A 24,660-nucleotide genomic window follows, 5' to 3' on the forward strand; every position below is an offset into this window, starting at 1 on the left:
GTGCGGGGCGGGGCGCCTGCGGCGGGCTTCGGCGGAGCTGAGCGGGAAGCCGCCCGGTGGGAGGGGTTCTCTCGGCGGGCGGTTTTGGCGTTGGGGTCTTCCGCTGCGCGCAGTTCCTCGCGCCCCTGGCGGGGTGCGGGGTGCGGGGTGCGGGGGGCGGGGAAAGGCGAAGGCGCCTCCGGCAGGGGGTGCGGGAGGCGCCTTGGGTGGGGTGGGTCAGGAGTAGACCGGGCCCGTGAACTTTTCGCCGGGGCCGGAGCCGGGGGCGTCCGGGATGAGGGAGGCTTCGCGGAAGGCGAGCTGGAGGGAGCGGAGGCCGTCGCGGAGGGGGGCGGCGTGGAAGTTGGAGATTTCGGGGGCTCCGGCGGTGACCAGGCCGGCCAGGGCGGTGATCAGCTTGCGGGCCTCGTCGAGGTCCTTGTCGGCCTCGCCGCCCTCGGCCAGGCCGCACTTGACGGCGGCGGCGCTCATCAGGTGGACGGCGACGGTGGTGATCACCTCGACGGCGGGGACCTCGGCGATGTCGCGGGTCAGGTCGTCGAAGCCGAGGGCCTGGTCGGACTCGGGCGAGTGGTCGGGCTGGCTGGTCACGGTGTCACTCCGGGGTGCTGGTGCGAAAGCGCAGTACAAAGGGAGGGTACAAGGCGGGCGGAGGCGGACCGGAATACCGGTTGGCCCCGGAACGCTGGTATGCTTCGAGACTGACCGGCCAGGAACCCGATTGGGGTGCCAGGCCAGCAAGTGGAGGCTCCACTTCAGGAGGCCCGAGAGGGCAACCGCGACAGTCTCCCACCCGAGCGGCCGAAGGGCCGACGGGTCCGGTCCGTGGCGAGCGCCGCAAGGATTGCTTGCTGCCAGTGGTGTCCGTCAGGACATCCCGGAACGTGTGGAGCCCCGCCTGTACCGTGCGGGGCTTTTTTCGTGCGTTCGGTGCTTCTGCCAGGCGGCAGAGGGGCAGCGGAGCATGAATGAAGCCCCGCCCAGTGGTCGAAACCACTACGTGCGACCGCCGTCCGACGGCCGCATCGAAGAAGGTGCAACCGAGGAGGCCCCATCAGCACCGAGCCCCGCATCAACGACCGGATTCGCGTCCCCGAGGTGCGACTCGTCGGTCCCAGCGGCGAGCAGGTCGGCATCGTCCCGCTCGCGAAGGCGCTGGAGCTTGCCCAGGAGTACGACCTGGACCTGGTCGAGGTCGCCGCCACGGCGCGCCCGCCGGTGTGCAAGCTCATGGACTACGGCAAGTTCAAGTACGAGTCGGCCATGAAGGCCCGTGAGGCGCGCAAGAACCAGGCGCACACGGTCATCAAGGAGATGAAGCTCCGGCCGAAGATCGACCCGCACGACTATGACACCAAGAAGGGTCACGTCGTCCGGTTCCTCAAGCAGGGCGACAAGGTCAAGATCACGATCATGTTCCGCGGTCGTGAGCAGTCCCGCCCCGAGCTGGGCTTCCGACTGCTGCAGCGGCTCGCGGAGGATGTCCAGGAGCTCGGCTTCGTGGAGTCCGCGGCCAAGCAGGACGGCCGAAACATGATCATGGTTCTCGGCCCGCACAAGAAGAAGACCGAGGCGATGGCCGAGGCCCGCGCCGCCGCCGACGCCCGCAAGGCGGAGCGGCTCGGTCGCGGCCCGGCCGCGGAGCAGTCGGACGAGGCGGAGCCGGTCGAGGAGACCGAGACCGAGACCGCCGAGCCGGCCGCCGAGGTCGAGCAGCCCGCCGAGACCGCCCAGGACGCCTGAGCCTTCGGGCTCGGATTCCGGACGGGATCGGCACCGGACCCGGGGCATCCGCCCCGGCGACGAGATCCATCCAGTTCCGGCCCGCACCCACCGGGTGCGGGCCGCGAACGGACCGACGAGGAGATACGGCGACATGCCGAAGCAGAAGACGCACAGCGGCGCCAGCAAGCGCTTCAAGATCACTGGCTCCGGGAAGGTGCTGCGCGAGCGTGCGGGCCGTCGCCACCTGCTTGAGCACAAGCCCTCGACGCTGACCCGCAAGCTGGCCGGCAACGCCGAGATGGCCCCCGGCGACGCCAAGAAGATCAAGAAGCTTCTCGGCAAGTGATCGCCCGCCCGCGGCCGCGCCGCGGGCACAGCTGATCCTTACCGACCGAATCGAATAACGGACCGGCGGCACGAACCCGGGGTCCGGAACCAAGGAGTAATGAAGTGGCACGCGTCAAGCGGGCAGTGAACGCCCACAAGAAGCGCCGGGTCATCCTGGAGCGCGCCTCCGGCTACCGCGGCCAGCGCTCGCGCCTGTACCGCAAGGCCAAGGAGCAGGTCACCCACTCGCTGGTCTACAACTTCAACGACCGCAAGAAGCGCAAGGGCGACTTCCGTCAGCTGTGGATCCAGCGCATCAACGCCGCTGCCCGCGCCAACGGCATGACCTACAACCGCTTCGTGCAGGGCCTGAAGGCCGCCGGCGTCGAGATCGACCGCAAGATGCTCGCCGAGCTCGCGGTCAACGACACCGTCGCGTTCCACGCGCTGGTCGAGGTCGCCCAGAAGGCGCTGCCGGAGGACGTCAACGCCCCCAAGGTCGCCGCCTGATCCAGGCCGTGCCCTGATTGCTTTTCCCGGACCCGCAGGCCGCCCGGCCTGCGGGTCCGTGCGTTACAGCGCCCCTGCCCTCTTGTCCGCCCGCCCCTTCGTGACGAAGAACGTGAGCATGAGCACCGAGACCCCCCTGCTGACCTCCCTGCGCTCCCCGCGCGTCGTCGCCGCCCGCCGGCTGGCCAAGCGCAACCAGCGGAGCAAGGAGCGGCGTTTCCTGGCCGAGGGCCCGCAGGCCGTGCGCGAGGCGGTGGCGTTCGGGCGGCTGCCCGGCGGGGAGCACACCGTGGTGGAGGTGTACCTGACCCGCGAGGCCGCCGAGCGGCACGCCGAGATCGTGGCCACCGCACACGCTGAGGGCCTGCCGGTGCTGACCGCCACCGAGGAAGTGATCGCGGAGATCTGCGACACCGTCACCCCGCAGGGCATCGTCGCGCTGTGCCGGTTCATCGACACCCCGTTCGAGCAGGTGCTGGCGTCCCGGCCGAAGCTGGTCGCGGTGCTCGCGCACGTGCGCGACCCCGGGAACGCGGGCACCGTGCTGCGCACCGCGGACGCGGCGGGCGCGGACGCGGTGGTGCTGACCGACGCCTCGGTGGACCCGTACAACCCGAAGGCGGTGCGGGCGTCGGTGGGCAGCCTGTTCCACCTGCCGTTCGCGACCGGGGTGCCGGTGGAGGAAGCGGTGGCGCGGCTGCGGGAGGCCGGGGTGCGGGTGCTGGCCGCGGACGGCGCCGGGCAGCGCGACCTGGACCAGGAACTGGACGAGGGCACCCTTGAGGGCCCGTGCGCGTGGGTGTTCGGCAATGAGGCGTGGGGGCTGCCGGAGGAGACCCGGGCGCTGGCGGACGAGGTGGTGCGCGTCCCGATCCACGGGCACGCGGAGAGCTTGAATCTCGCCACGGCCGCCGCCGTGTGCCTGTACGCCTCCGCGCGCGCCCAGCGCTCCCCCGGCGGGTGTCGCGGCACGGCCTGAGCGCGCTAGGGTCGATCCCCATAGCCGGTACGGGGCGGGGGAGGACACCCATGGGCGGCGACGACGGCTTGGCGACCCTGGAACCGGACGACCTGCCGGACGGGCTGGTGGTCGCGGACGCACAGGGCCGGGTGGTGGTGTTCAACCGGGCCGCCGAACGGATCACCGGCCGCTCTGCGCACTGCGCGATCGGTGTCGCGCTGGAGCGGGCGCTGCCGCTGGAGGACCTGGACGGCCGGCGCTGGTGGCAGCTGACCGACCCGTACGGGGGCCTGGCGGTGCGCAGCGGGCAGCCGGAGCGCAACCTGCTGCTGCCCGGTGGGCGTGAGGTGCTGGTGTGCGCCCGCTACCTGCGGGAGCGGCCGGGCGGGCCGGTGCGGCGGGTGGTGGTGACGCTGCGCGGCACCGAGGCGCGGCGGCGTACCGAGCGCAGCCACGCCGAGCTGATCGCGACCGTCGCGCACGAGCTGCGCTCGCCGCTGACCAGCGTGAAGGGTTTCACGGCGACGCTGCTGGCGAAGTGGGAGCGCTTCAACGACGGCCAGAAGCGGGTGATGCTGGAGACCGTCGATGCGGACGCGGACCGGGTGACCCGGCTGATCGCGGAGCTGTTGGACATCTCGCGGATCGACGCGGGCCGGCTGGAGATCCGCCGTCAGCGGCTGGATCTGGCGGCGGCGGTGCGCCGGCACGTGGAGGGGAAGGTCGCGGCGGGCATCCCCGAGGAGCGGTTCGACATCCGGGTGGCGGGGCCGCTGGGCGAGCAGTGGGGCGACCCCGACAAGATCGACCAGGTGCTGGCGAACCTGCTGGAGAACGCGGTGCGGCACGGCGAGGGCACCGTGACGATCGAGCTGGGGCCGGCCAACGACGTGGTGGAGGCGGCCGGTTCGCCGCCCCGGGTGATCGAGGGCACCGCCGTCACCGTCAGCGACCAGGGCGCGGGCATCGCGGAGGAGGCGATGCCGCGGGTGTTCACCCGGTTCTGGCGGGGCTCCAAGCGCGGCGGGACGGGCCTCGGGCTGTACATCGTCAAGGGCATCGTGGAGGCGCACGGCGGAGTGATCCGGATCAGCCGGGCGGAGGGTGGCGGCGCCCGCTTCCGGTTCGTGCTGCCCGCGGGCATCCCCGACTTCATGCTCTGAGCCCTTCCGCTGCGTGGTCGCCCAACGTGGCCGGTCGCAGGCTGCGACTACACTCGACCCTTGGCGTTCTCGCGGACGCCCGGCGAGGCAGCAGACCTGATCACGAGCAGGAGCACGGGAAGCATAGAGATGTCGGCACCCAACAAGTCGTACGACCCGGTCGAGGTCGAGGCCCTCAAGCCCGAGGTGGTGGAACAGGCCCGGGACGAGGCGATCGCCGCCTTCGCCGCCGCCGCCGACCTCGACGAGCTCAAGCAGGCGAAGGTCGCGCACACCGGCGACCGTTCCCCGCTCTCGCTCGCCAACCGTGAGATCGGCGCGCTGCCCCCGCAGGCCAAGGCCGCCGCGGGCAAGCTGATCGGCCAGGCCCGCGGAGCGGTGAACCAGGCCCTCGCCAAGCGGCAGACCGAGCTGGAGGCGGAGCGCGACGCCCGGGTGCTGGTCGAGGAGGCGGTGGACGTCACGCTGCCCTACGGCCGCGTCCCGCGCGGTGCCCGGCACCCGCTGACCACGCTCGCCGAGCGCATCGAGGACACCTTCGTCGCGATGGGCTACCAGGTGGCGTCCGGCCCCGAGGTCGAGGCGGAGTGGCTGAACTTCGACGCCCTGAACCTGCACGCCGACCACCCGGCCCGTTCGATGCAGGACACCTTCTTCGTCGAGGCCCCCGACGGCACCGCCGACTCCGGCATGGTGCTGCGCACCCAGACCTCGCCGGTGCAGATCCGCGCGATGCTGGCCGGCGAGCCGCCGCTGTACGCGGTCAGCCCGGGCCGGGTGTATCGGACCGACGAGCTGGACGCCACGCACACCCCGGTGTTCCGCCAGGTCGAGGCGATCGCGGTGGACGAGGGCCTGACCTTCGGCCACCTGAAGGGCACCATCGAGGTGCTGGTGGAGAAGCTGATCGGCGGCGGCCTGGAGCTGCGCTGGCGGCCCTCGTACTTCCCGTTCACCGAGCCCAGCGCCGAGATCGACCTGCAGTGCTTCGTGTGCCGCGGCGCCTCGGTGGGCAACCCCGACCGTCCGTGCCGGACCTGCTCCTCGGAGGGCTGGATCGAGCTGGGCGGCTGCGGCGTGGTCAACCCCCGCGTGCTGGTCGCCGCGGGCATCGACCCGAACCGCTACAGCGGATTCGCGTTCGGCCTGGGCCTGGAGCGGATCCTGATGAACCGTCACAACGTCGCCGACATGCGCGACATGGTCGAGGGTGACGTCCGCTTCACCCTCCCGTTCGGGATGGAGATCTGATGCGCGTCCCGCTTTCCTGGCTGCGCGAGTACGTCGACCTGCCGGCGGGCGAGACCGGACGCGACGTCGCGGCCCGGCTGGTCCGCGCGGGTCTCGAGGTCGAGACGGTCGAGCAGCTCGGCACCGACATCAAGGGCCCGCTGGTGGTCGGCGAGGTGCTGTCGATCGAGGAGCTGTCGGGCTTCAAGAAGCCGATCCGGCACTGCTTCGTCAACGTCGGCAGCGCCAACGGCACCGGCGAACCGCAGGAGATCGTCTGCGGCGCGACCAACTTCCAGGTCGGCGACAAGGTCGTGGTGATCCTGCCCGGCGGCGTGCTGCCCGGGCCGTTCCCGATCTCCGCCCGGCAGACCTACGGCCACACCTCGGCCGGCATGATCTGCTCCGCCCGCGAGCTGGGCATGGGCGACGACCACAACGGCATCATCGTGCTGCCGCCGGAGTACGAGGCCGGCACCGACGCCATCGAGCTGCTGCAGCTGGCCGACGAGGTGCTCGACATCGCCGTCACCCCGGACCGCGGCTACTGCCTGTCGATGCGCGGCGTGGCCCGTGAGGCCGCCGCCGCGTACGGCCTGCCGCTGGCCGACCCGGCGCTGCTGGACGTGCCGCCGGCGAACTCCTACGGCTACCTGGTGAAGGTCGCCGACCCGGTCGGCTGCGACCGCTTCGTGGCGCGCACCGTCACCGGCGTGAACCCGGCCGCGCAGTCGCCGATCTGGCTGCAGCGCCGCCTGCAGAAGTCCGAGATCCGGCCGATCTCGCTGGCCGTGGACATCACCAACTACGTGATGCTGGAGGTCGGCCAGCCGCTGCACGCGTACGACCGCGAGCGGGTGGACGGGCCGATCCAGGTCCGCCGCGCCACCGAGGGCGAGACGCTGACCACGCTGGACGGCGTCAAGCGCAAGCTGTCCGCCGAGGACCTGCTGATCTGCGACAACTCCGGTCCGATCGGCCTGGCCGGGGTGATGGGCGGGGCGACCACCGAGATCCTGGAGCCGGTCTGCGACCCGGAGACCGGCGTCGTCACCGGCAGCACCGAGATCATCATCGAGGCCGCGCACTTCGAGCCGGTCGCGATCGCCCGCGCCGCCAAGCGCCACAAGCTGCCCTCCGAGGCGTCCAAGCGCTTCGAGCGCGGCGTGGACCCGGAGGCCGCCCGGGCCGCCGCGCAGCGCGCCGTGGACCTGCTGGTGCTGATCGCCGGCGGCACCGCCGAGGCCGGGGTCACCGACATCGCCGCCCCGCGCCCGGTGCGCACCATCACCATCGACGCCGACCTGCCCGACCGGGTGGCCGGTGCCGAGTACGGCCGCGAGAGCGTCACCCGCCGCCTGCAGGAGGTCGGCTGTGCGGTGTCCGGCGCGGACGTCCTGGAGGTCACCCCGCCGTCCTGGCGGCCCGACCTGACCGACCCGTACGACCTGGTCGAGGAGGTCGTCCGGCTGGAGGGCTACGACAACGTCCCCGCCCGGATGCCGGTCGTGCCACCGGGCCGCGGCCTGAGCGAGGCGCAGCGCTTCCACCGCCGGGTCGGCGTGGCGCTGGCCGGCGCCGGCTACGTGGAGATCAACGCGTACCCGTTCCTCGGCGAGGCCGCGTTCGAGGGCCTCGGCCTGGACGCGGACGACGCGCGGCGGCGCACCGTGAAGCTGGTCAACCCGCTGAACGACGCCGAGCCGGCGCTGCGCACCACGCTGCTGCCGGGTCTGCTGGGCGCGCTGCGCCGCAACGTGGGCCGCGGCAACACCGACCTGGCGCTGTTCGAGACGGGCACGGTGTTCCTGCCGAAGGCCGAGCCGAAGGTCGCGCCGCGGCTGCCGGTGGACCGCCGCCCGACCGACGAGCAGCTCGCCGAGCTGAACGCGGCGCTGCCGGACCAGCCGCGCCGGGTCGCCGTCGCGCTGGCCGGTGAGCGGCTGCCTTCGGGCTGGTGGGGCAAGGGCGCGCCGTCCGGCTGGGCGGACGCGATCGAGGCGGCCCGCACGGTCGCCGCGGCGGCCGGTGTGGAGCTGACGGTCCGCCAGGCGCAGTACGCGCCGTGGCACCCGGGCCGCTGCGCCGAGCTGCTGGTCGGCGAGGAGGTCGTCGGTCACGCCGGTGAGCTGCACCCGCGGGTCATCAAGGCGCTGCACCTGCCGGAGCGCACCAGCGCGATGGAGCTCGACCTGGACCTGGTGTTCGAGGACGGCCGCCGGGTGTCCGGCCCGCCGGTCTCGGCGTACCCGGTGGCGACGCAGGACGTGGCGCTGATCGTGGACGCGGGCGTGCACGCGGCGGACGTGGAGGCGGCGCTGCGCGAGGGCGCGGGTGAACTGCTGGAGTCGCTGCGGCTGTTCGACGTGTTCACGGGCGAGCAGGCCGGGGTGGGCAAGAAGTCGCTGGCGTACACGCTGCGCTTCCGTGCCGCTGACCGGACGCTGACCGCTGACGAGGCGTCGGCGGCCCGCGAGTCGGCGGTCGCGGTGGCCGCGGAGCGCACCGGCGCGGTGCTGCGCGGGGCCTGACGGCGGGACGGGAGCCCCGCCGGGCCGGGATCTTCGGGTCCTGGCGCGGCGGGGCTCCGTCGTGTCCGCGTGCGGGTGCGCTACTTGCAGGTGGTGTCCTTCAGGACGGCGACGATCTTGTCGCCGTCGGCGGGGGTGAGGCCCTTGGCGTCGGGGAACTTGCTCACGGCGAGCTGTCCGAGGCTCGCGCTGTCGGCGGAGGGCTTCTTGATCTCCTTGCAGAGGTCGGCGGCGGCGTCGATGGCCTTCTGCTGGTCGTCGATCAGGTCCGCGTTGATGCCCTTCAGGCCGTTGAGCATGTTGAGTTCGGCGTCGATGGCCTGGTCCCAGTTGTCGTCCGAGGGCTCTGCGGCGGCGGGCGTCTTGGCCTTGCTCTTGGAGCCGGTGCCCGGGAAGTCGCACGAGGTGAGGGTGAGGGCGACGCCGAGGGCCAGGCAGCCAAGGGCGGTTCGGGTGATGACGGATCGCATGGGGGACACTGTGCCAGACCGGCGGTGCGGGGCGGGGCCGGTCCCGAAAAGGTGTGCGGGACAACACGGTTGGTGCATGGTGGGCCGTGCTGCTATGGTCCCCGGGTCAGCCTTCGAACGCGCCCCGCGGCAGCGTCGGAGGCTTTTTTCATGGCTTCTGACACGGTGTTGGGTGCGGGGAGCACCGAATCTCCCCGTCCGGTCGGGTACTTGGCGCTGTTGCGGCAGCGCGAGTTCGCCGGGCTGTACGCGAGTTTCTCACTGACGGCGGCGGCGACGACGCTGTCGGGTTTCGCGCTGGGATCGCTGGTGCAGACGCGGACCGGGTCGCCGCTGCTGACGGCGCTGAGCATGTTCGGGTCGTCGTTCGCGGCGGTGGCGGGCGCGTTGACGCTGATGTCCGTCGCGGACGGCGGCCGGCCGCGGCGGACGCTGGTGGCGCTGCACGGCCTGTCGCTGGTGGCGGTGGCGGCGCAGGCCCTGCCGGGGCTGCCACTGCCGGCCCGGTTCGGGCTGCTGCTGGTGCTGGGGTTCTTCCAGTCGCTGGGCACGGGCGCGCGGATGGGCCTGCTCGCGGAAATCGTGCCGGCCTCCGGCTACGCGCCGGCCCGGTCGCTGATGAACATCACGGCGGGCGGCGCCTCGGTGCTCGGGTTCGCGCTCGGCGGGGCGCTGCTGGCGGTGCTGAGCCCGTATCAAGTGTTCGGCCTGGCCGGGGTGTTGGCGGCGATGGCGACGGTGACGGTGGCGGCGACGGTGCGGGAGCGCTCGGTGCGCCTGGTGCGGCGGCCGGGCCTGCGGGAGACCTGGCGCGGCAACGTGGCGTTGTTGGGCCGGCCCGGGCGGCGGGCGCTGCTGCTGAACCTGTGGGTGCCCAACGGGCTGGTGGTGGGCTGCGAGGCGCTGTTCCTGCCGTACGCGCCGGGCTCGGCGGGCGTGTTGCTGGCGGCGGTCGCGGCGGGGATGTTGCTGGGCGACCTGCTGGTGGGCCGCCTGCTGGACGGGGCCGGACGGGCGCGGTGGGCGTTCAGGCTGCGGCTGCTGCTGGCGGGGCCGTTCCTGCTGCTGGCGCTGCGCCCGCCGGTGGCGGTGGCGGCGTTGCTGGTGGGCGTGGCCGGGGTGGGGTTCGCGGCGACACTGCCGTTGCAGGAGCGGCTGTTGGCGTTGACGCCGGACGCGGAGCGCGGCCAGGTGCAGGGCGTGGAGTCGGCAGGGCGGATCACCTGGCAGGGCGTCGGCGCGGCCGTCGCGGGGGCGCTCGCGCAGGTGCTGGAGCCGGGGTGGACGATCGCGCTGCTGGCCGCGCTCTCGCTGGTGGTGACGGCGGCCTCCCGCCGGGCGGTGCGGCGGGAGGCCGCGGGCTGCCACGGCGTTACAGCGGGCGGTGCATGATGAGCAGCCCGACGAAGCCGAGGGTGGGATGGCGGAAGCCTTCGGGGACGGTGCCGAGGACGGTGAACCCGAGTGACTCGTACAGGCGTACGGCGGGTGCGTTGGTGGCGACCACGGCGTTGAACTGCATGGCGCGGTAGCCCTGTTGGCGGGCCCAGTCGAGGGTGTGCTCGCACAGGGCGCGGCCGATGCCGCGGCCCGCGTGGTCGGGATCGACCATGAAGCTGGCGCCGGCGATGTGGGCGCCGTTCCCCCACTGGTTGTTGTTCATCTTGGCGGTGCCGAGGACCGTGCCGTCGTCGTCCACGGCGACGACGGTGCGGTTCGGCGCGGCCAGCAGCCACCAGTCGCGGGCGGTCTCGGAGTTGAGGTCGGGCGGGTAGGTGAACGTCTCGCCGGCGCGGACGATGCGGCGGAAGAACGGCCAGATGGCCGACCAGTCCCCGGGGTTGGCGTCGCGGATCATCATCCGGCCCAGCATGACGGTGTTCGTTGACGGCGGCCAGCGGTTTTCCGCCGTGTTCTTTGGCGAGTACCCGTCAGATGTGGTCGGACGTCTTGCGGGGTCGTGCCGCGGACGCTTCAATCCCTGTTAGGAAACTTTCCTAACCCTCTCCTGCGGGTCCACCGGGTCCTCCCATGCCCGCAGCCGACCGACGGAGCCTCAGATGCAGACCAAGCACCGCACCGCCCGTACCACCCGCGCCGCCCTCGCCGTCCTGTTCGCCGCCATCCCGCTCACCCTGGCCACCGCCGGGGCGGGCACCGCCGCCGCGGCGTCCGTGGGGCTGGACGACGCGCACAAGAAGGAGATCGCCATGGAGCTGGTCTCCTCGGCGGAGAACTCCTCGCTCGACTGGAAGGCCCAGTACAAGTACATCGAGGACATCGGCGACGGCCGCGGCTACACCGCCGGGATCATCGGCTTCTGCTCCGGCACCGGCGACATGCTGGAACTGGTGCAGCACTACACCGACCTGAAGGCCGGCAACGTGCTGGCGAAGTACCTGCCCGCGCTGAAGAAGGTCAACGGCAGCGACTCGCACTCCGGCCTCGGCAACGCCTTCGTCAACGACTGGAAGACCGCCGCCAAGGACACCGTCTTCCAGACCGCGCAGAACGACGAGCGCGACCGGGTGTACTTCAACCCCTCGGTGAAGCAGGCCAAGTCCGACGGGCTGCGGGCGCTCGGCCAGTTCATCTACTACGACGCGATCGTCATGCACGGCCCCGGCAACAGCTCCGACTCCTTCGGTGGCATCCGCGCCGCCGCCATGAAGAAGGCCAAGACGCCCGCCCAGGGCGGCGACGAGGCGACCTACCTGAACGCCTTCCTGGACGCCCGCAAGGTGATCATGAAGCAGGAGGAGGCGCACGCCGACACCAGCCGGGTGGACACCGAGCAGCGGGTGTTCCTGAACGCCAAGAACTTCGACCTCAACCCGCCGCTGAAGTGGAAGGTGTACGGCGACCCGTACCAGATCAACAGCTGACCGGGTCGTAGCGCGGCTGTGTGTGGCCCGGCCTCCGTGCTGCGCGGGGGCCGGGTCGGCGCGCTGTGCGCGGGCCGGGCCGGAGCTGTGCGGGGTCGGGTGCTGGCATTGTCGATGGTTCGTCAACACACTTGGTGCGCATCGTTATTACAACTCGGACACATTCGGGACGCCGTGCCCCGGCCGGTCGGTAGCGTCGGCCTCGACCCGCGCCCGTTTCCGAGGGGGGAGCCATGCGCATCCGAGCGACCGTCACCGCCGCCTGCCTGGCCGTCGTTCTCACGGCGAGCGGCTGCGCACCGGCCGGCGGTGGACCGGCACTGGCGTACGAGATCGACCGGGGAAGCGGCGACGTCGAACTGACCGCCTGCGCCGTGGACGAGGAACTGCACTGGCCCGCCGCCACCGTCCGGATCACCAACCACACTGCCACCACCAGCAATTACGTGGTGCAGATCGCCTTCCTCGACGGCGCCGGCCGCCAGGTCACCGAGGGCGTGGCCGCCGCCAGCTCCGTCGCTCCCGCGCAGGACGCCCTCGAACAGGCCCAGGGCACCGCCGACCCGAAAGGCCCGGTCAGCTGCCGGGTCGTGGACATCGCCCGCTACGCCACGCCCTGAAAAGCCTTCGGCCGCCCACTCGTTCTGCAGGGAGCGGCGGCCGAAGGGAGTGGTCGGACCTACGCGGTGTAGTCGTAGAAGCCGCGGCCGGACTTGCGGCCCAGCAGGCCCGCGTCCACCATCCGCGACAGCAGCGGCGGGGCCGCGTACAGCGGCTCCTTGTACTCCTCGTACATCGACTCGGCGATCGAGACGATGGTGTCCAGGCCGATCAGGTCGCACAGCCGCAGCGGGCCCATCGGGTGGGCGCAGCCGGCCTCCATGCCCTTGTCGATGTCCGCGGCCGTCGCCACGCCGGACTCGAACATCCGCACCGCCGACAGCAGGTACGGCACCAGCAGCGCGTTGACCACGAAACCGGCCCGGTCGCGGGCGCGGATCGGCTCCTTGCCGAGCACCTCGACGGCGAACTGCTCGGCCCGGGTGGTGGTCTCCGCCGAGGTGGTCAGCGTCGGGATGACCTCGACCAGCTTCTGCACCGGCGCCGGGTTGAAGAAGTGCAGACCGATCACCTGCTCGGCGCGGCTGGTCGCCGCCGCCAGCTTCACGATCGGGATGGAGGAGGTGTTCGACGCCAGGATCGCGTCCCGGCGGGTCACCACCTGGTCCAGCGTCTGGAAGATCTTGACCTTGATGTCCTCGCGCTCCGCGACCGCCTCGACCACCAGGTCCCGGTCGTGGAAGTCCGCCAGCTCGGTGGTGAACGCCAGCCGCGCCAGCGCCTCGTCGCGCTGCTCCTCGGTCAGCTTGCCGCGCCGAACCGCGGTCTCCAGGGAGTTGGTCAGCCGGGTCCGGCCCAGCTCCAGCGCCTCGCCACTGGCCTCCGAGACCAGCACGTCCAGGCCCGAACGGGCGAAGACCTCGGCGATGCCCGACCCCATGAGGCCGCAGCCGACTACTCCGACACGCGCGATGTCACTCACTCAGATGCCCTTCACGTGGAGCTGGGGGTCACCCAGCCGGTGGTGTCACGGCCACCGCGCCCCGGTCGGGGCCCGGCAAGTCCGCCCGGACGACGGTACTACCTGCCTTAACGCTCGTTCACCCCGGACCGGTCCCCGGCTTCGCTCTTCCGAACGGGTGAACATCGGCGGTGCGCCCGTTCCCGTTTCACGGCCGGGGACCAGAATGCGAGCGTTCAGCCGGAGGAAGGAGCAGGCGGATGGGAACCGGATCACTCGCCGGGCAGGTCGGACTGGTCACCGGCGCCGGGCGCGGCATCGGGCGGGAGATCGCCATCGGCCTCGCCGCCGAAGGCATGGCCGTCGGCTTGATCGGCCGCACCCAGGAGACGCTGATCGACACGCTGAAGGAGTGCGTCCGGCACGGATCGCGCGGCGTCTCCGTCACCGCCGATGTCAGCCACCCCGGCGCCGTCCGCGAAGCCGTCCGCGCCGTCGAACGCGACCTCGGCCCCCTCGACCTGCTGGTCAACAACGCCGGGCAGGTCGACCGCGACGAAGTCCCGATCTGGGAGACCGACCCCGCCCAGTGGTGGCAGGTCGTCGAAACCAACCTGCGCGGCCCCTACAACCTGCTGCGCCACGTCCTGCCCGGCATGGTGGAACGGGGCCGCGGCCGCGTCGTCAACCTCAACAGCGGATTCGCGCTGCGCCCCGCCGGCAACTACACCGCGTACGCCACCTCCAAGGGCGCACTGCTGCAACTGAGCGACAACATCGCCGACTCGGTCGGACAGCACGGCATCGTGGTGCTCGACATCAGCCCCGGCGCCGTCCGGACCGACATGACCGCCGGCATGCCGATGTTCCGCGACCGCGAGAAGTGGGACTCCATTCCCTACATGGTCGCCGTCACCGTGGACGCCGCGCGCGGGCGCTTCGACGCGCTGCACGGCCGCTTCCTGCACGCCGGGCGGGACGACCTGGAGACGCTGGTCTCGTCGGCCGCCGCGATCCGTGACGCCGATGCGCGGACGCTTCGGCTGCGGCCGTACGGGCCCGGTGATCCGATGGCGTGACTTTCTTCGCTGTTGGGGGTTTTAGGGGTGGTTAGGGGTTGCTGGGGGTTCAGAGGTCGAGGAGGGCGGCGAGGTCGGCTTCGGGGAGCGACCCGGCCGGGCGGCCCTCGCGGGCGAAGGTGCCGGCCAGGCGCTGGAGGGCCGCGTTGATCGGGGTCGCGACGTTGTACAGGCGGCCGAGCAGGACGATCTCGCCGTTCAGCCAGTCCGCCTCGATGTCACCGGTGCCGCGCACCAGGCTCTGCCAGGACGAGCCGCCGGCGCGCTGCTCGCCGTCCAGCGGCACCAGCGTTACGCGGTCGCCACGGGTGGCGTGCTGTTCGTCCACGGACGGGTGGGTGATCCCGGCGGCCGCGAGTACCGCTTCTCCTTCCGCCTGCACCCGCTGCCAGACCTGCGAGCGCAGTTCGCCGTCGATCGGGCCGGCCACCGCCTCCAGGGCGTTGCCGAGGTTGCCCAGCAGCTTCGCGTACTTCCAGTCCATCACCCGGTCGGTCACCGGCGAGTCGAAGAAGGACGCGGCGAGGTCGGCGGAGATCCGGTGTGCGAGGTTGTCGGTTCCCTGCGGGTAGCGGCCCAGGTGCAGCATGCCCGAGCGCGGCGAGCCCGCCGCCGAGACCCGGCCCGGCTCCAGGTGCGTGGACGGCAGCCACACGCACATCCCGTACACCCGGGCGAAGCGGCGCAGCGCGAGACGCTCGTTCTCCACCCCGTTCTGCGCGCACACCAGCGGCAGGCGCTCGGCCGCCGTGCCGCCGCCCGCGACCGGGCGGGGCGCCCACTGGTCGAGCAGCTCGGCCGAGTGCTGGGTCTTCACCGCCAGCACCAGTACGTCGTCCGGCGTCAGCTCGATCTCCTCCGGCCCGCCGATCGCCGGGACGGGCAGCTGGTGGGTGCCGTCCGGGGTGGTCAGCCGCAGGCCGTCCTTGCGCAGGGCGGTGAGGTGCGGGCCGCGGGCGACCAGGACCACGTCGTGGCCGCTCTGGTGCAGACGTCCGCCGATGGTGCCGCCGACCGCGCCGGCGCCGAGGAAGAGATAGCGCATGGGGTGAGCATCGCACGGGCGGGGAGCGGGAGTTGAGGGTGGGGGACCGGTTTCTTCCGGGGTGCCGCTACGAGCAGAGTTCGGAGGCTGTCACCGCGTGCAGGCCCTTGGCGTCGAGTCCGTCGAGGATGGCCGGGAGGGCCGTCACCGTGCCCTGGTGGCCCATGTGCAGGGCGACCACGGAACCGGCCGCCGCCGACTTCAGGACGCGACTGGTGACGGTGTCCGCGCCCGGGTCGGTGTAGTCCAGCGGGTCGATGTCGAAGGACAGTATGTGCTGGTATCCGACCTGCTGGGCCTGGTCCTTCACCATCTGCGTCGCGTACTGCGCCGCGGACGGCCGGAACCAGCGGCCTATCGACCCCGTCAGGCGCTGCAGCCGCTCCGCGCACTGGGCTATCTCCTCGCGGGCCTGGTCCGGGCGCATCGCGGATATGTCCAGGTGGTTCTGGGTGTGGTTGCCCAGCTCGTGACCGCCGTCGAGGATCCGCTGCGCCATCTGCGGCTGCTCGTCCAGCCAACTGCCCACCACGAGAACGGTGAGCCGCGCCCCGCGCTGTTCGGCGGCCGTCAGCAGCGCCGTTGCGACTGCCGGGTCGCCCTGCCCGTGGAACGTCAGGGCGAGCTGGGGGCGGCTGTGCGGCCCGGTGACCACTTCCTGGGGGGTGTCCGGGGCGAGCGGGGGGAGGGTGGGGGACGTGTTCTCGGGTTCGGGGGCGGAAGGGGACGGGGACGGGGACGGATTCTCCGCGAGGTGGGTGGGCTGTGGGCGGGCCGCTACGGAGGCGGCTCCCTTGCGGTTTCCGTGGGTGGTGGCGCTGCACGTGGCGGTGAGACCGACGGTGGCGGTGAAGGCGGCCAGCCGGGCGGAGTTACGCAGAACACTGCGGCGGTCGAGTGTCATCGCGGCCCACCCTATGGCGGGATGGGCGCGGTGTGACAGCGGCTGCCGTCCGGACGAGTGGGGTTCCGGTTTCGGGTGGCGGGTCAGGTGGTGGGGTGCTGGGTGGTGGTGGGCTGGTGCTGGGTGGTGGGGTGCTGGGCGGTGGCGGGTCAGGTGGTGGGGTGCTGGGTGGTGGCGGGCTGGTGCTGGGTGGGGCGGTTCCTGGTGGGGCGGTTCCTGGTGGGGCGGGGTGGGCCGAGGAGGAGGGCGGCGGTGACCAGGGTGGCGCCGAGGAGTTGGAGCGGGGTCGGGGCGGTGGCGGTGAGGATGGCACCGGACAGGGTGGCGGTGAGCGGGATCAGGCCGCCGAACAGGCCGGCGTGCTCAGGGGTGAGGCGGGTCAGGGCCGAGTACCAGAGCAGGAAGGCGACGCAGGTCATCACCAGCGCCAGGTAGAGGAGGGCGAGGAGTTCGGTTCCGGTCGGGGGACGGAGGACGGCCGGGGAGAGAGCGGCCGTCGCGGCGAACAGCGGTACTGCGAGGGCGGTGGTGTACGCCGAGACGCGGACCGGTCCGAGACGTGGCAGCAACGGGACGGCGAGGAGAGAGAACGCGGCCTCGCAGAGCAAGGTGCCTGCGGCGCACAGCAGTCCGACGGTGTCGCCGGAACCGAAACCCTGGGTGAGTGCTGCACCGACCACGACGAGGCCGGCTGCCGCGAGCAGTCGGGCTGCGGGGCGGCGGCGGGCGAGGAGGGGTCCGAGGACGCCCAGCAGGAGGGGGGTGCAGCCGACGATGCTGCCGACGACTGCCGGGTCGGTGTGGCGCAGGGCGGTGACCATCAGGAGGTTGAAGGCGAAGAGGCCGGTGGCGGCGAGAGCGAGAAGGAGCGTCAGTTCGCGTGCCGTCAGGCGGCCGGAGAGGCGACCTTGGCGGCGGGCGAGGGGGAGGAGGACGGCGGCGGCGAGGGCGTAGCGGAGGGCCTGGCCGGCGGCGACCGGGTAGGAGGAGAAAGCGGCGGTGACGCCGGTGGAACAGCCGAGCATGGTCATGGCGGCGGCGGCCCGGAGGGAACCGGCAGCAGCACGCGCGGAGGTGGGGGCGGGTGGTGCGGTTGGGGCAGGGACGGTGGTGGGCATGGGCGCCACGTTAGGAGGGGATTGGTCTTGGTCCCAGGGCCATTGGCGGGCTCGTTGAGAGGACCAATTGAGGGTGGTTCTTCAGGGGGTGTCGGGGGCCTTCTGGCTTGCTGGGGCTGGGGCTGGGGCTGGGGCTGGGGCGGGTCGGGTGGCGGTGGTGGTCGTGGCTGCTGCGGGTCAGAGACGGGGACCAGAAGCGGCGGGGCCTGTTCGCGCCCTGCTGGTCCTCCGCAGACTTGGCCCCGCCGTTCCCCGGGCCCCTGAACGGCTTCGCCGTTCCCGGGGCCCTGAAGGGGTCTTTTGGGGTGGTCTTTTGGCTTGCTGGGGCTGGGGCTGGGGGAGGGCGGTGGGGTGGGTGGGTGGGTGGAGCGAGTGGCTGTTGCGGGTCGGAGATGGGGACCAGAAGCGGCGGGGCCTGTTCGCGCCCTGCTGGTCCTCCGCAGACTTGGCCCCGCCGTTCCCCGGGCCCCTGAACGGCTTCGCCGTTCTCGGGGGCCCGTGTGATGGGCTTCGCTGTTCCCGGGGTCCGTGTGATGGGCTTCGCTGTTCCCTGGGTGACTGAAGGGGCCTTCGGGTTCCTTTCCTTCGGGTGCCGGGGATGGCTTTGCCGGTTCGGGGAGGTTTGCGGGGTTGTCATGATGGCGGGCATGGCTTCTTTGGTTGGGCCGGCGGGGGCGTCGGGTGGGGTGCGGGAGTTGTTGGTCGAGTGGGGGGAGGGGGAGGGGGATCTTGCGGGGCGGTTGACGCGGGGGTTGCGGGCGGCGGTGCGGGACGGGCGGTTGGGGGCGGGGGAGCGGTTGCCGGCGAGTCGGGTGCTGGCGGTGGAGTTGAGGGTGTCGCGGGGTGTGGTGGTGGAGGCGTACGAGCAACTCGCGGCGGAGGGTTACCTGGTGGGGCGTCGCGGCTCGGGGACGCGCGTCGCGGCGGGAGTGGTGGCGGACGGGCCCGGGCGGGTGGAGCGGGCGGCGCCGGCCGAGGTGCGGTACGACCTGAAGCCCGGTACGCCGGATCTCGGGGTGTTTCCGCGGGCGGCGTGGGCGGCGGCGGTGCGGCGGGCGTTGCTGGGGGCGGCGAACAGTGAGCTGGGGTACCCGGATCCGGCCGGACTTCCGCAGCTGCGTGGGGAGTTGGCGGCGTACCTGGGCCGGGTGCGGGCGGTGGTGGCGCGGCCGGAGCGGGTGGCGGTGGTGAGCGGGGTGGGGCAGGGGCTGGCGCTGCTGTTGCAGGTGCTGGCCGCCGGTGGGCGGCGGCGGATCGCGGTGGAGGATCCCGGTTCGCCGGGCACGCTGGAGCTGCTGCGGGCGCACGGGGCGCGGCCGGTGGGTGTCCGGGTGGACGAAGAGGGTTTGGTGGTGGGGGAGTTGGCGTCCAGTGGGGCGGACGCGGTGCTGGTCACTCCGGCGCACCAGTACCCGACCGGGGTGGTGCTGTCGGCGCGTCGGCGGAGCGAACTCGCCGCGTGGGCGCGGGCCGGCGGGCTGGTGATCGAGGACGACTACGACGCGGAGTTCCGTTACGACCGTGAACCGCTGGGCGCCGTCCAGGGATTGGCGCCGGAGCGGACGGTGTACCTGGGCTCGCTCAGCAAGACGCTGGCGCCCGGGCTGCGGCTCGGCTGGTCGGTGCTGCCGGAGCACCTGGTGGAGGAGTTCGCGCACGCCAAGCGGTACGCCGATCTCGGCACCGGCGCGATCGACCAACTCGCCTTCGCCGCCCTGCTGGAGAGCGGCGGCTACGACCGTCACCTGCGCTCCGTCCGCCCCCGATACCGGTCCCGCCGCGACGCCTTGGCGGCTGCGTTGCGTCGGCACCTGCCGCAGGCCGAACTGCGGGGCGTCGCCGCCGGGTTGCACCTGTACGCGGATCTGCCGGACGGCGTGGACGAGGGTGCGGTGGTGGATGCCGCGTTGCGGCGTGGGGTGCGGGTGGCGGCGGTCGGGCCGGGGCGGCTCGGGGCCGGTCGGTCGGCAATTGCGTTGGGGTATGCGGGAGTTGCGGAGCAGCGGTTGTGGGAGGCGGCGGTGTTGCTCGGGGAGGCGGTGCGGGAGGTGGGGTGACCGGGCGGGTTGTTCGGTGTGGCCCAACTGCCGGGGTTTGCTGAGGGGTTGTGCCTCGGTGGGGATCTGCCGGGCCGCGGCGGTGGTTGTGGGGTGTGGCGGCCCGGCTGGTGGCGTCAAGTCGCGGTCAGGTGGCCGGTGTTGATGAAGGCGATCAGAGTGAGGACGAGCAGGATGGCGGTCAGGAGGACGAGTTGGACCGGGCCGCGGTGTCGGCGTGGGGCGTAGGCGATGGCGGCGCCGGAGGCGAGGCCGGTGAGGAGGCCGCCGAGGTGGCCCTGCCAGGAGGTGAAGCTTGCGGAGATGACCATCCAGAGCACCATGGTGATCAGCATCTGATTGCCGCCGAGGGGGTCGTAGCCCTGGCGGCGGCTGAGGATCCAGTAGCCGCCGGCCAGGCCGAAGATCGCGCCGGAGGCGCCGACGGTGAGGCTGTGGGGGGCGATCAGGTAGACCAGCACGTCGCCGCCGAGGGCGGACAGCAGGTAGAGGGCGGTGAAGCGGAGTGCACCGAGGCGGTTCTCGATGACCTGGCCGAGCGTCCACAGCCAGTACATGTTGAAGACGATGTGGGTGATCGCGATCGGGCCGAGGGAGGTGTTTGCGGTGGGGGACAGGTGCAGGAAGGTGCCGGTGAGGAGCCGGTACCACTCGCCGTGGGCCACGCCGGCCAGGTAGAACGCCGATATGTCGGTGGGTTCCTCGCCAGGGTTGCGCAGCATCAGCGCCGAGCCGAGCATGCCGAAGCGCCCGATGGTCTCCGGGCGGACCAGTTCGAGGACGTACGCGGCGAGGTTCAGCGCGATCAGGACGATGGTGGCGTAGGGCCGGGAGGTGATCCGGCCGCCGAACGCGGTGCGGGCCTGGCGGCCGTCCTGGTGGCCGGACTTGACGCATTCCACGCACTGGTAGCCGACCGCGGCGTCGCGTCGGCAGTCCGGGCAGACGTTGCGGTCGCAGCGGGTGCAGCGGATGTAGGACTCGCGGTCGGCGTGCCGGAAGCAGGTCGGTGACGGCGCCTCGGGAGCGGAGGCTCCCGGGGCGGGTTCTGCGGCGTCCATGAACGGGCCTCCCCTGGGCGGTGGTGCTCGGCCGCGGGGGCGTCCACGGCGATGATCCACGGCGAAACGGCGCTCACCCTAGGGCACGGCTCGGACGGGCGGTAGGTCAGCCCCGCCCGGTCTCCCGGCGGGTGCGGGTGGGGCGGTCCGGCGGGTCGATCGGCCTGGCCGTGCTGGCCACCGCCGCCGGCGCCAGGACCGAAGCGGCGGGCGGGAGTTCACCCGCCGGGTACGCCGCCGGCTACCACCTGGTGTTCCTGGCGGCGGCCTGCCTCGGGCCCGTTCTCGCCGCGGCCGGGGTGCTGCTCACCCGGCACGGGCGTGGAGACGGGGACGGCGGTCGCCGGGACGTCAGCGACGGGTGGCGCTGAGGACGGTGAACTTCGGACTGCCCGCCACCGTACGGCAGTTGCCGAAGAGCTTGCGGAGCTTGACGTGGTAGCCCAGGTGGCGGTTGCCGACCACGCGCAGCTCGCCGCCCGGGCGCAGCACCCGGCGGGCGCCGGTGAACATCCGCCAGGCGATGGCGTCCGTGGTGGCCTGGTGGGAGTGGAACGGCGGGTTCAGCAGGACGAGATCCACCGAGGCGTCCGGGACGTCCGCGAGGGCGTCGCCGACCAGGAACTCGGCGCGGCCGTCCGGGCCGAGGGCGGTGCGGAAGGTCTCCTCGGCGGACGCCACCGCCTGGAACGACTCGTCCACGAAGAGGAGTTCGGCGTGCGGGGCGGTCAGTGCGGCGGCGGTGCCGACGATGCCGTTGCCGCAGCCGAGGTCGACCACCCGGCGGACGCCGTGCAGGTCGGGCAGGTGCTGGAGGAAGAAGCGGGTGCCGATGTCGAGGCGGTCCGCGCAGAACACGCCTGCCTGGTTGGCGACTTGGCGGCCCGAGAGCACACCGATGCCGTCCGGGAGCCGGTAGCGCAGCGGCCACGGGTTGGCCGGGCGGTCGAGCGCCGGCTGCGGGGTGGTGTGGATCAGGCGGGCCTTGCGGACCGCCAGCGAGGTGCGGGTCGGGCCGAGGATCCGTTCGAACAGCTGGAGGGTGGAGGTGTGGATCTCGGTCACCATCCCGGTGCCGACCACCACGGTGCCCTCGTGCAGGGCGGGCGCCAGGCGGTGCAGCTGGTCCTCCAGCAGGGCGAGGCTCTTGGGCACCCGCACCAGCAGGACGTCGATCCGGGACGGTGGTGCGTCCTGGGTGGTGCGGACGTCCACCAGCGCCGGGTCCAGGCCGTTGCGGGCCAGGTTCGCCGCGACCGACCGGGCGGACAGGTACGAGTCGGTGATCGCTGTCAGCGTTCCGGCGGCCTGCGCGAGTGCCGTGGAGACGGCGCCCCAGCGGTCGCCCAGCACCACCACCGCGCCGTCCAGCGGCACCGGGCCGCCGCTGTCCGGCCCCTCCTTCAGGTACCGCAGCAGGTACTCGTCGGCGGCATCCCAGGCGCGCAGCTGCTCACGCGGGTTCTCCGGGAATCGGGCCAGCTCGATGGTGCCCCAGGCGGTGGTGAAAGAGTTGTTCATCGTGCCCCCAGGCTATCGGAGGGGCGAAGGGCCACCGGACGGTGACGGCGGGGGAGGGGCGGCGTGAGGCGACGGGACAGGGTGGTCGGGGCGGTACTCGGGTCGGCGGTCGGTGACGCACTGGGAGCGCCGTTCGAGTTCGGGCCGGCAGAGGCGCTTGGAAAACGCTTTCCGGAGGCGGCGGGAAAGCGTTTTCCGGTTGCTGCGTGGATGTGCGGAGGCGGTGGCTGGGACCCGGGCGAGGCGACCGACGACACGCAGATGGCCGTCCACCTCGGCGAATCGCTGCTCGACGCGGGCGGCCTCGACCTGCCGGAACTGTTCGAGCGGTTCCGGGCGTGGGCCGCCGCCGAACCCAAGGACATCGGCATCCTCACCGAATGCGTCCTCGGCAGCGGCCTGCCCTGGGACCTCGCCGCGCAGATCCACTTCCAGACCGAGGGCCGGGCCGCCGGCAACGGCGCCCTGATGCGCGCCGTCACCGCCGCCGTCCGGTTCGCCCCGCTGGGCCGCGAGGCCACCATGGACGCCGCCCGCCGGATCACCGCCCTCACCCACGGCGACGGCGCCGCCTGGGAAGGCACCGCAATCCTGCACGAGCTGCTGCGCCGCGCCCTCGACGGCGAAGACCCGCTTGCCGCACTGCCGTTGACGCTGGCCGCCGTCCGGGCCGAGCACCGCGAACGCTGGGCGGCGGTCCTCGCGGAGGACTGGCACCCCGGCCTCGCCACCGAGAGCAACGGCGCGGTCTGGCCCTGCCTGGGGTCGGCCGTCTGGGCGCTGCGCACCACCACCGGCTTCCCTGCCGCGCTGCGCGCCGTCATCGACCTCGGCGGCGACACCGACACCACCGCCGCCGTCACCGGGGCCCTCGCCGGTGCGGTGTACGGCGCGGACGCGATCCCCGAGGGGTGGCTGGCACCGCTGCACGTCCCGCTTCCGCCGACCGAACGGGTGCTGCGGGCAGGCGAGTTGACGTCACTGGCGGAAGCGCTGGACGCGGCGGGGCGGGCGGAGGCGGGCGGGGTGGCGTCCTGACGGCTCGTCAGGCGGTGGTGAAGACCAGGCTCGCATTGTGGCCGCCGAAGCCGAAGGCGTTGGTGAGGGCGGCGGTGGTGGTGACGGGGCGGGCGGTGGTGGTGACCAGGTCGAGGTCGGCGGCGGGGTCGGGGGTGACCAAGTTGCGGATCGGGGGGACGAGTTGGGTGTGGAGGGAGTGGGCGGTGGCGAGGGCGGTGAGGGCGCTGGCGGCGCCGAAGAGGTGGCCGGTCATGGACTTGGTGGCGGTGATGGCCGGGCGGTGCGGGCCGAAGACGCGGGCAAGGGTTTCGGCCTCGGTGAGGTCGCCCTTCGGGGTGGAGGTGGCGTGGGCGTGCACCACGCCGATCTGCTCCGGGTTGACGTGGGCATCGGCGAGGGCGCGGCGGATGGCGCGGGCCTGGCCGTCCGGGTGGCCGGCGGTGATGTGGTGGGCGTCCGAGGTGACGGCGGCGCCCGCGAGGGTGGAGTAGGCGCGTCGGCCCGGGCGCAGGGAAGCGCGTTCCAGGATGAGTACCGCCGCGCCCTCGCCGATCACGAAGCCGTCGCGGTCGAGGTCGAAGGGGCGGGAGGCGTGCGCCGGGTCGTCGTTGCGCAGGGAGTGCGCGCGGGCCTGGGCGAAGCCGGCCAGCGGGAGGGGGTGCAGGCAGGCCTCGGTGCCGCCGGCGATCACCACGTCGGCGCGGCCGAGGCGGATCAGGTCCAGGCCGAGTGCGACCGCCTCCGCGCCGGACGCACAGGCGCTGACCGGGGTGTGCGCGCCGGCCTTGGCGCCGAGGTCGATGGACACCCAGGCGGCCGGGCCGTTCGCCATCAGCATCGGCACGGTGTGTGGCGAAACCTTGCGGACGCCGGAGCGCTCCAGCACGTCGTCCTGCTCCAGCATGGTGACCGCTCCGCCGGTGCCGGTGCCGATCACCACCGCCAGCCGCTCCCCGTCCACCTCGGGCCGGCCCGCGTCCGCCCAGGCCTCGCGGGCCGCGATCAGCGCCAACTGCTCGCTGCGGTCGAGGCGCCGGGCCTCGATGCGGTCGAGTACCTCGGACGGTTCGACGGCGAGCTGCCCGGCGATCCGGATCGGCATCTCGGTCATCCACTCCCGGTCGATGGCCCGGATGCCGTTCCGGCCCTCCAGCATGGCCTGCCAGGTGGCCGGGGCGGTGCCGCCGAGCGGGGTGGTGGCACCCAGGCCGGTGACCAGAACGCGGTCGGTGACGCTGTCGGATTCCATGCGCACGGTGGAGCTCCCTTTGTATTGAGGGCACAACGAATGCCGCCTCGGCGGTCGACCGGGGCGGCCAGTGATAGCCACTCTGCCAAGGGAGGATAGGGAGTTGGGGTGCGGGACGGGACTGATTCGCGTTCGGCGATTTTGGATGGATTGGACAGATTGAGCTGACGGTCCGTCGGGAAAGACCTGGCGCCCGGGTGGGGAGGGGAGGCGAGTGCGGGCCCGGGCGGCCAGGGGGGAGGGCGTGGGCCCGGGCGGGGAGGGCGGCGGGGGTCAGTTCGA

24 protein-coding genes are annotated in these 24,660 nt (G+C 72.5%); 14 read left to right on the plus strand and 10 right to left on the minus strand.

Annotation, left to right across the window (positions count from 1 at the left end):
- Window positions 1-216 precede the first annotated feature (216 nt).
- Complete coding sequence (locus ACZ6R9_RS25625; RefSeq protein WP_380487169.1) at window positions 217-591, minus strand: DUF1844 domain-containing protein; 375 nt, start codon at window positions 589-591, stop codon at window positions 217-219.
- A 462-nt stretch (window positions 592-1,053) separates the two neighbouring features.
- On the opposite strand from ACZ6R9_RS25625, the gene infC reads away from it, so the two are divergent.
- From infC to pheT, 7 genes are all read left to right on the plus strand, one after another.
- On the plus strand, window positions 1,054-1,743 hold the full coding sequence (infC, locus tag ACZ6R9_RS25630; protein ID WP_380487301.1) for a translation initiation factor IF-3: 690 nt from the start codon (window positions 1,054-1,056) through the stop codon (window positions 1,741-1,743).
- A gap of 133 nt (window positions 1,744-1,876) precedes the next feature.
- Window positions 1,877-2,071, plus strand: a complete 195-nt coding sequence (gene rpmI / locus ACZ6R9_RS25635; protein ID WP_030268653.1) for a 50S ribosomal protein L35 — start codon at window positions 1,877-1,879, stop codon at window positions 2,069-2,071.
- A 104-nt stretch (window positions 2,072-2,175) separates the two neighbouring features.
- Window positions 2,176-2,562: a 50S ribosomal protein L20 gene (rplT, locus tag ACZ6R9_RS25640; RefSeq protein WP_035860415.1), complete on the plus strand. Its 387-nt coding sequence runs from the start codon at window positions 2,176-2,178 to the stop codon at window positions 2,560-2,562.
- Window positions 2,563-2,680: 118 nt separating this feature from the next.
- Complete coding sequence (locus ACZ6R9_RS25645; protein ID WP_380487171.1) at window positions 2,681-3,541, plus strand: TrmH family RNA methyltransferase; 861 nt, start codon at window positions 2,681-2,683, stop codon at window positions 3,539-3,541.
- A 50-nt stretch (window positions 3,542-3,591) separates the two neighbouring features.
- Window positions 3,592-4,686: a sensor histidine kinase gene (locus ACZ6R9_RS25650; protein WP_380487173.1), complete on the plus strand. Its 1,095-nt coding sequence runs from the start codon at window positions 3,592-3,594 to the stop codon at window positions 4,684-4,686.
- Between the two features lie 129 nt (window positions 4,687-4,815).
- Complete coding sequence (gene pheS, locus ACZ6R9_RS25655) at window positions 4,816-5,937, plus strand: phenylalanine--tRNA ligase subunit alpha (protein ID WP_100589939.1); 1,122 nt, start codon at window positions 4,816-4,818, stop codon at window positions 5,935-5,937.
- Window positions 5,937-8,447, plus strand: a complete 2,511-nt coding sequence (gene pheT, locus ACZ6R9_RS25660) for a phenylalanine--tRNA ligase subunit beta (protein ID WP_465540576.1) — start codon at window positions 5,937-5,939, stop codon at window positions 8,445-8,447. Before pheS ends, pheT begins: the two co-directional genes overlap by 1 nt.
- 80 nt (window positions 8,448-8,527) lie before the next feature.
- Here pheT and ACZ6R9_RS25665 read toward each other — a convergent pair whose 3' ends face one another.
- Entirely contained in the window at window positions 8,528-8,917 is a 390-nt protein-coding gene (locus ACZ6R9_RS25665; RefSeq protein ID WP_380487177.1) for a hypothetical protein, read from the minus strand.
- A 150-nt stretch (window positions 8,918-9,067) separates the two neighbouring features.
- Between ACZ6R9_RS25665 and ACZ6R9_RS25670 the strand changes: the two genes are divergently transcribed.
- Complete coding sequence (locus ACZ6R9_RS25670) at window positions 9,068-10,309, plus strand: MFS transporter (RefSeq protein ID WP_465540578.1); 1,242 nt, start codon at window positions 9,068-9,070, stop codon at window positions 10,307-10,309.
- On the opposite strand, the gene ACZ6R9_RS25675 is transcribed toward ACZ6R9_RS25670, so the two are convergent.
- Window positions 10,290-10,778 (minus strand): GNAT family N-acetyltransferase, encoded by a 489-nt coding sequence (locus ACZ6R9_RS25675; protein WP_380487181.1) that lies wholly within the window; start codon window positions 10,776-10,778, stop codon window positions 10,290-10,292. The two genes, ACZ6R9_RS25670 and ACZ6R9_RS25675, sit on opposite strands and share 20 nt — an antisense overlap.
- Before the next feature lie 199 nt (window positions 10,779-10,977).
- Here ACZ6R9_RS25675 and ACZ6R9_RS25680 point away from each other — a divergent pair, with 199 nt between their 5' ends.
- Both ACZ6R9_RS25680 and ACZ6R9_RS25685 read left to right on the plus strand, forming a co-directional pair.
- Window positions 10,978-11,802 carry a chitosanase gene (locus ACZ6R9_RS25680; protein WP_380487183.1) on the plus strand — a complete coding sequence of 275 codons (825 nt, stop codon included), beginning with the start codon at window positions 10,978-10,980 and terminating at the stop codon, window positions 11,800-11,802.
- Window positions 11,803-12,035: 233 nt separating this feature from the next.
- Window positions 12,036-12,422, plus strand: coding sequence for a hypothetical protein (locus tag ACZ6R9_RS25685; RefSeq protein ID WP_380487184.1), 387 nt, complete (start codon window positions 12,036-12,038; stop codon window positions 12,420-12,422).
- Between the two features lie 59 nt (window positions 12,423-12,481).
- Here the strand turns inward: ACZ6R9_RS25685 and ACZ6R9_RS25690 are convergent, their stop codons facing one another.
- Window positions 12,482-13,345, minus strand: coding sequence for a 3-hydroxybutyryl-CoA dehydrogenase (locus tag ACZ6R9_RS25690; protein WP_380487186.1), 864 nt, complete (start codon window positions 13,343-13,345; stop codon window positions 12,482-12,484).
- A 239-nt stretch (window positions 13,346-13,584) separates the two neighbouring features.
- On the opposite strand from ACZ6R9_RS25690, the gene ACZ6R9_RS25695 reads away from it, so the two are divergent.
- Entirely contained in the window at window positions 13,585-14,403 is an 819-nt protein-coding gene (locus ACZ6R9_RS25695) for an SDR family NAD(P)-dependent oxidoreductase (RefSeq protein WP_465540581.1), read from the plus strand.
- 49 nt (window positions 14,404-14,452) lie between these two features.
- On the opposite strand, the gene ACZ6R9_RS25700 is transcribed toward ACZ6R9_RS25695, so the two are convergent.
- The 3 genes from ACZ6R9_RS25700 to ACZ6R9_RS25710 all read right to left on the minus strand — a co-directional run bounded on the left by ACZ6R9_RS25700 (window position 14,453) and on the right by ACZ6R9_RS25710 (window position 17,470).
- Window positions 14,453-15,448, minus strand: a complete 996-nt coding sequence (locus ACZ6R9_RS25700) for a ketopantoate reductase family protein (protein ID WP_465540583.1) — start codon at window positions 15,446-15,448, stop codon at window positions 14,453-14,455.
- A gap of 67 nt (window positions 15,449-15,515) precedes the next feature.
- Window positions 15,516-16,352 carry a polysaccharide deacetylase family protein gene (locus tag ACZ6R9_RS25705; protein ID WP_465540585.1) on the minus strand — a complete coding sequence of 279 codons (837 nt, stop codon included), beginning with the start codon at window positions 16,350-16,352 and terminating at the stop codon, window positions 15,516-15,518.
- A 149-nt stretch (window positions 16,353-16,501) separates the two neighbouring features.
- Window positions 16,502-17,470 (minus strand): DMT family transporter, encoded by a 969-nt coding sequence (locus ACZ6R9_RS25710; RefSeq protein ID WP_465540587.1) that lies wholly within the window; start codon window positions 17,468-17,470, stop codon window positions 16,502-16,504.
- A gap of 647 nt (window positions 17,471-18,117) precedes the next feature.
- On the opposite strand from ACZ6R9_RS25710, the gene pdxR reads away from it, so the two are divergent.
- Complete coding sequence (pdxR, locus tag ACZ6R9_RS25715; protein ID WP_465540588.1) at window positions 18,118-19,527, plus strand: MocR-like pyridoxine biosynthesis transcription factor PdxR; 1,410 nt, start codon at window positions 18,118-18,120, stop codon at window positions 19,525-19,527.
- A 116-nt stretch (window positions 19,528-19,643) separates the two neighbouring features.
- Here pdxR and ACZ6R9_RS25720 read toward each other — a convergent pair whose 3' ends face one another.
- Window positions 19,644-20,588 (minus strand): rhomboid family intramembrane serine protease, encoded by a 945-nt coding sequence (locus ACZ6R9_RS25720; protein WP_465540590.1) that lies wholly within the window; start codon window positions 20,586-20,588, stop codon window positions 19,644-19,646.
- 137 nt (window positions 20,589-20,725) lie between these two features.
- On the opposite strand from ACZ6R9_RS25720, the gene ACZ6R9_RS25725 reads away from it, so the two are divergent.
- Window positions 20,726-20,959 carry a hypothetical protein gene (locus ACZ6R9_RS25725; RefSeq protein ID WP_465540592.1) on the plus strand — a complete coding sequence of 78 codons (234 nt, stop codon included), beginning with the start codon at window positions 20,726-20,728 and terminating at the stop codon, window positions 20,957-20,959.
- On the opposite strand, the gene ACZ6R9_RS25730 is transcribed toward ACZ6R9_RS25725, so the two are convergent.
- The gene (locus ACZ6R9_RS25730; protein ID WP_465540594.1) at window positions 20,940-22,109 is read right to left on the minus strand and encodes a methyltransferase; all 1,170 of its coding nucleotides are present in this window, start codon (window positions 22,107-22,109) and stop codon (window positions 20,940-20,942) included. The genes ACZ6R9_RS25725 and ACZ6R9_RS25730 overlap by 20 nt on opposite strands.
- Window positions 22,110-22,172: 63 nt before the next feature.
- Between ACZ6R9_RS25730 and ACZ6R9_RS25735 the strand changes: the two genes are divergently transcribed.
- On the plus strand, window positions 22,173-23,147 hold the full coding sequence (locus ACZ6R9_RS25735; RefSeq protein ID WP_380487203.1) for an ADP-ribosylglycohydrolase family protein: 975 nt from the start codon (window positions 22,173-22,175) through the stop codon (window positions 23,145-23,147).
- 7 nt (window positions 23,148-23,154) lie between these two features.
- On the opposite strand, the gene ACZ6R9_RS25740 is transcribed toward ACZ6R9_RS25735, so the two are convergent.
- Window positions 23,155-24,378 carry a beta-ketoacyl-[acyl-carrier-protein] synthase family protein gene (locus tag ACZ6R9_RS25740; protein ID WP_465540744.1) on the minus strand — a complete coding sequence of 408 codons (1,224 nt, stop codon included), beginning with the start codon at window positions 24,376-24,378 and terminating at the stop codon, window positions 23,155-23,157.
- Between the last annotated feature and the right edge of the window lie 282 nt (window positions 24,379-24,660).

The organism is Kitasatospora sp. NPDC048662, from assembly GCF_055587065.1.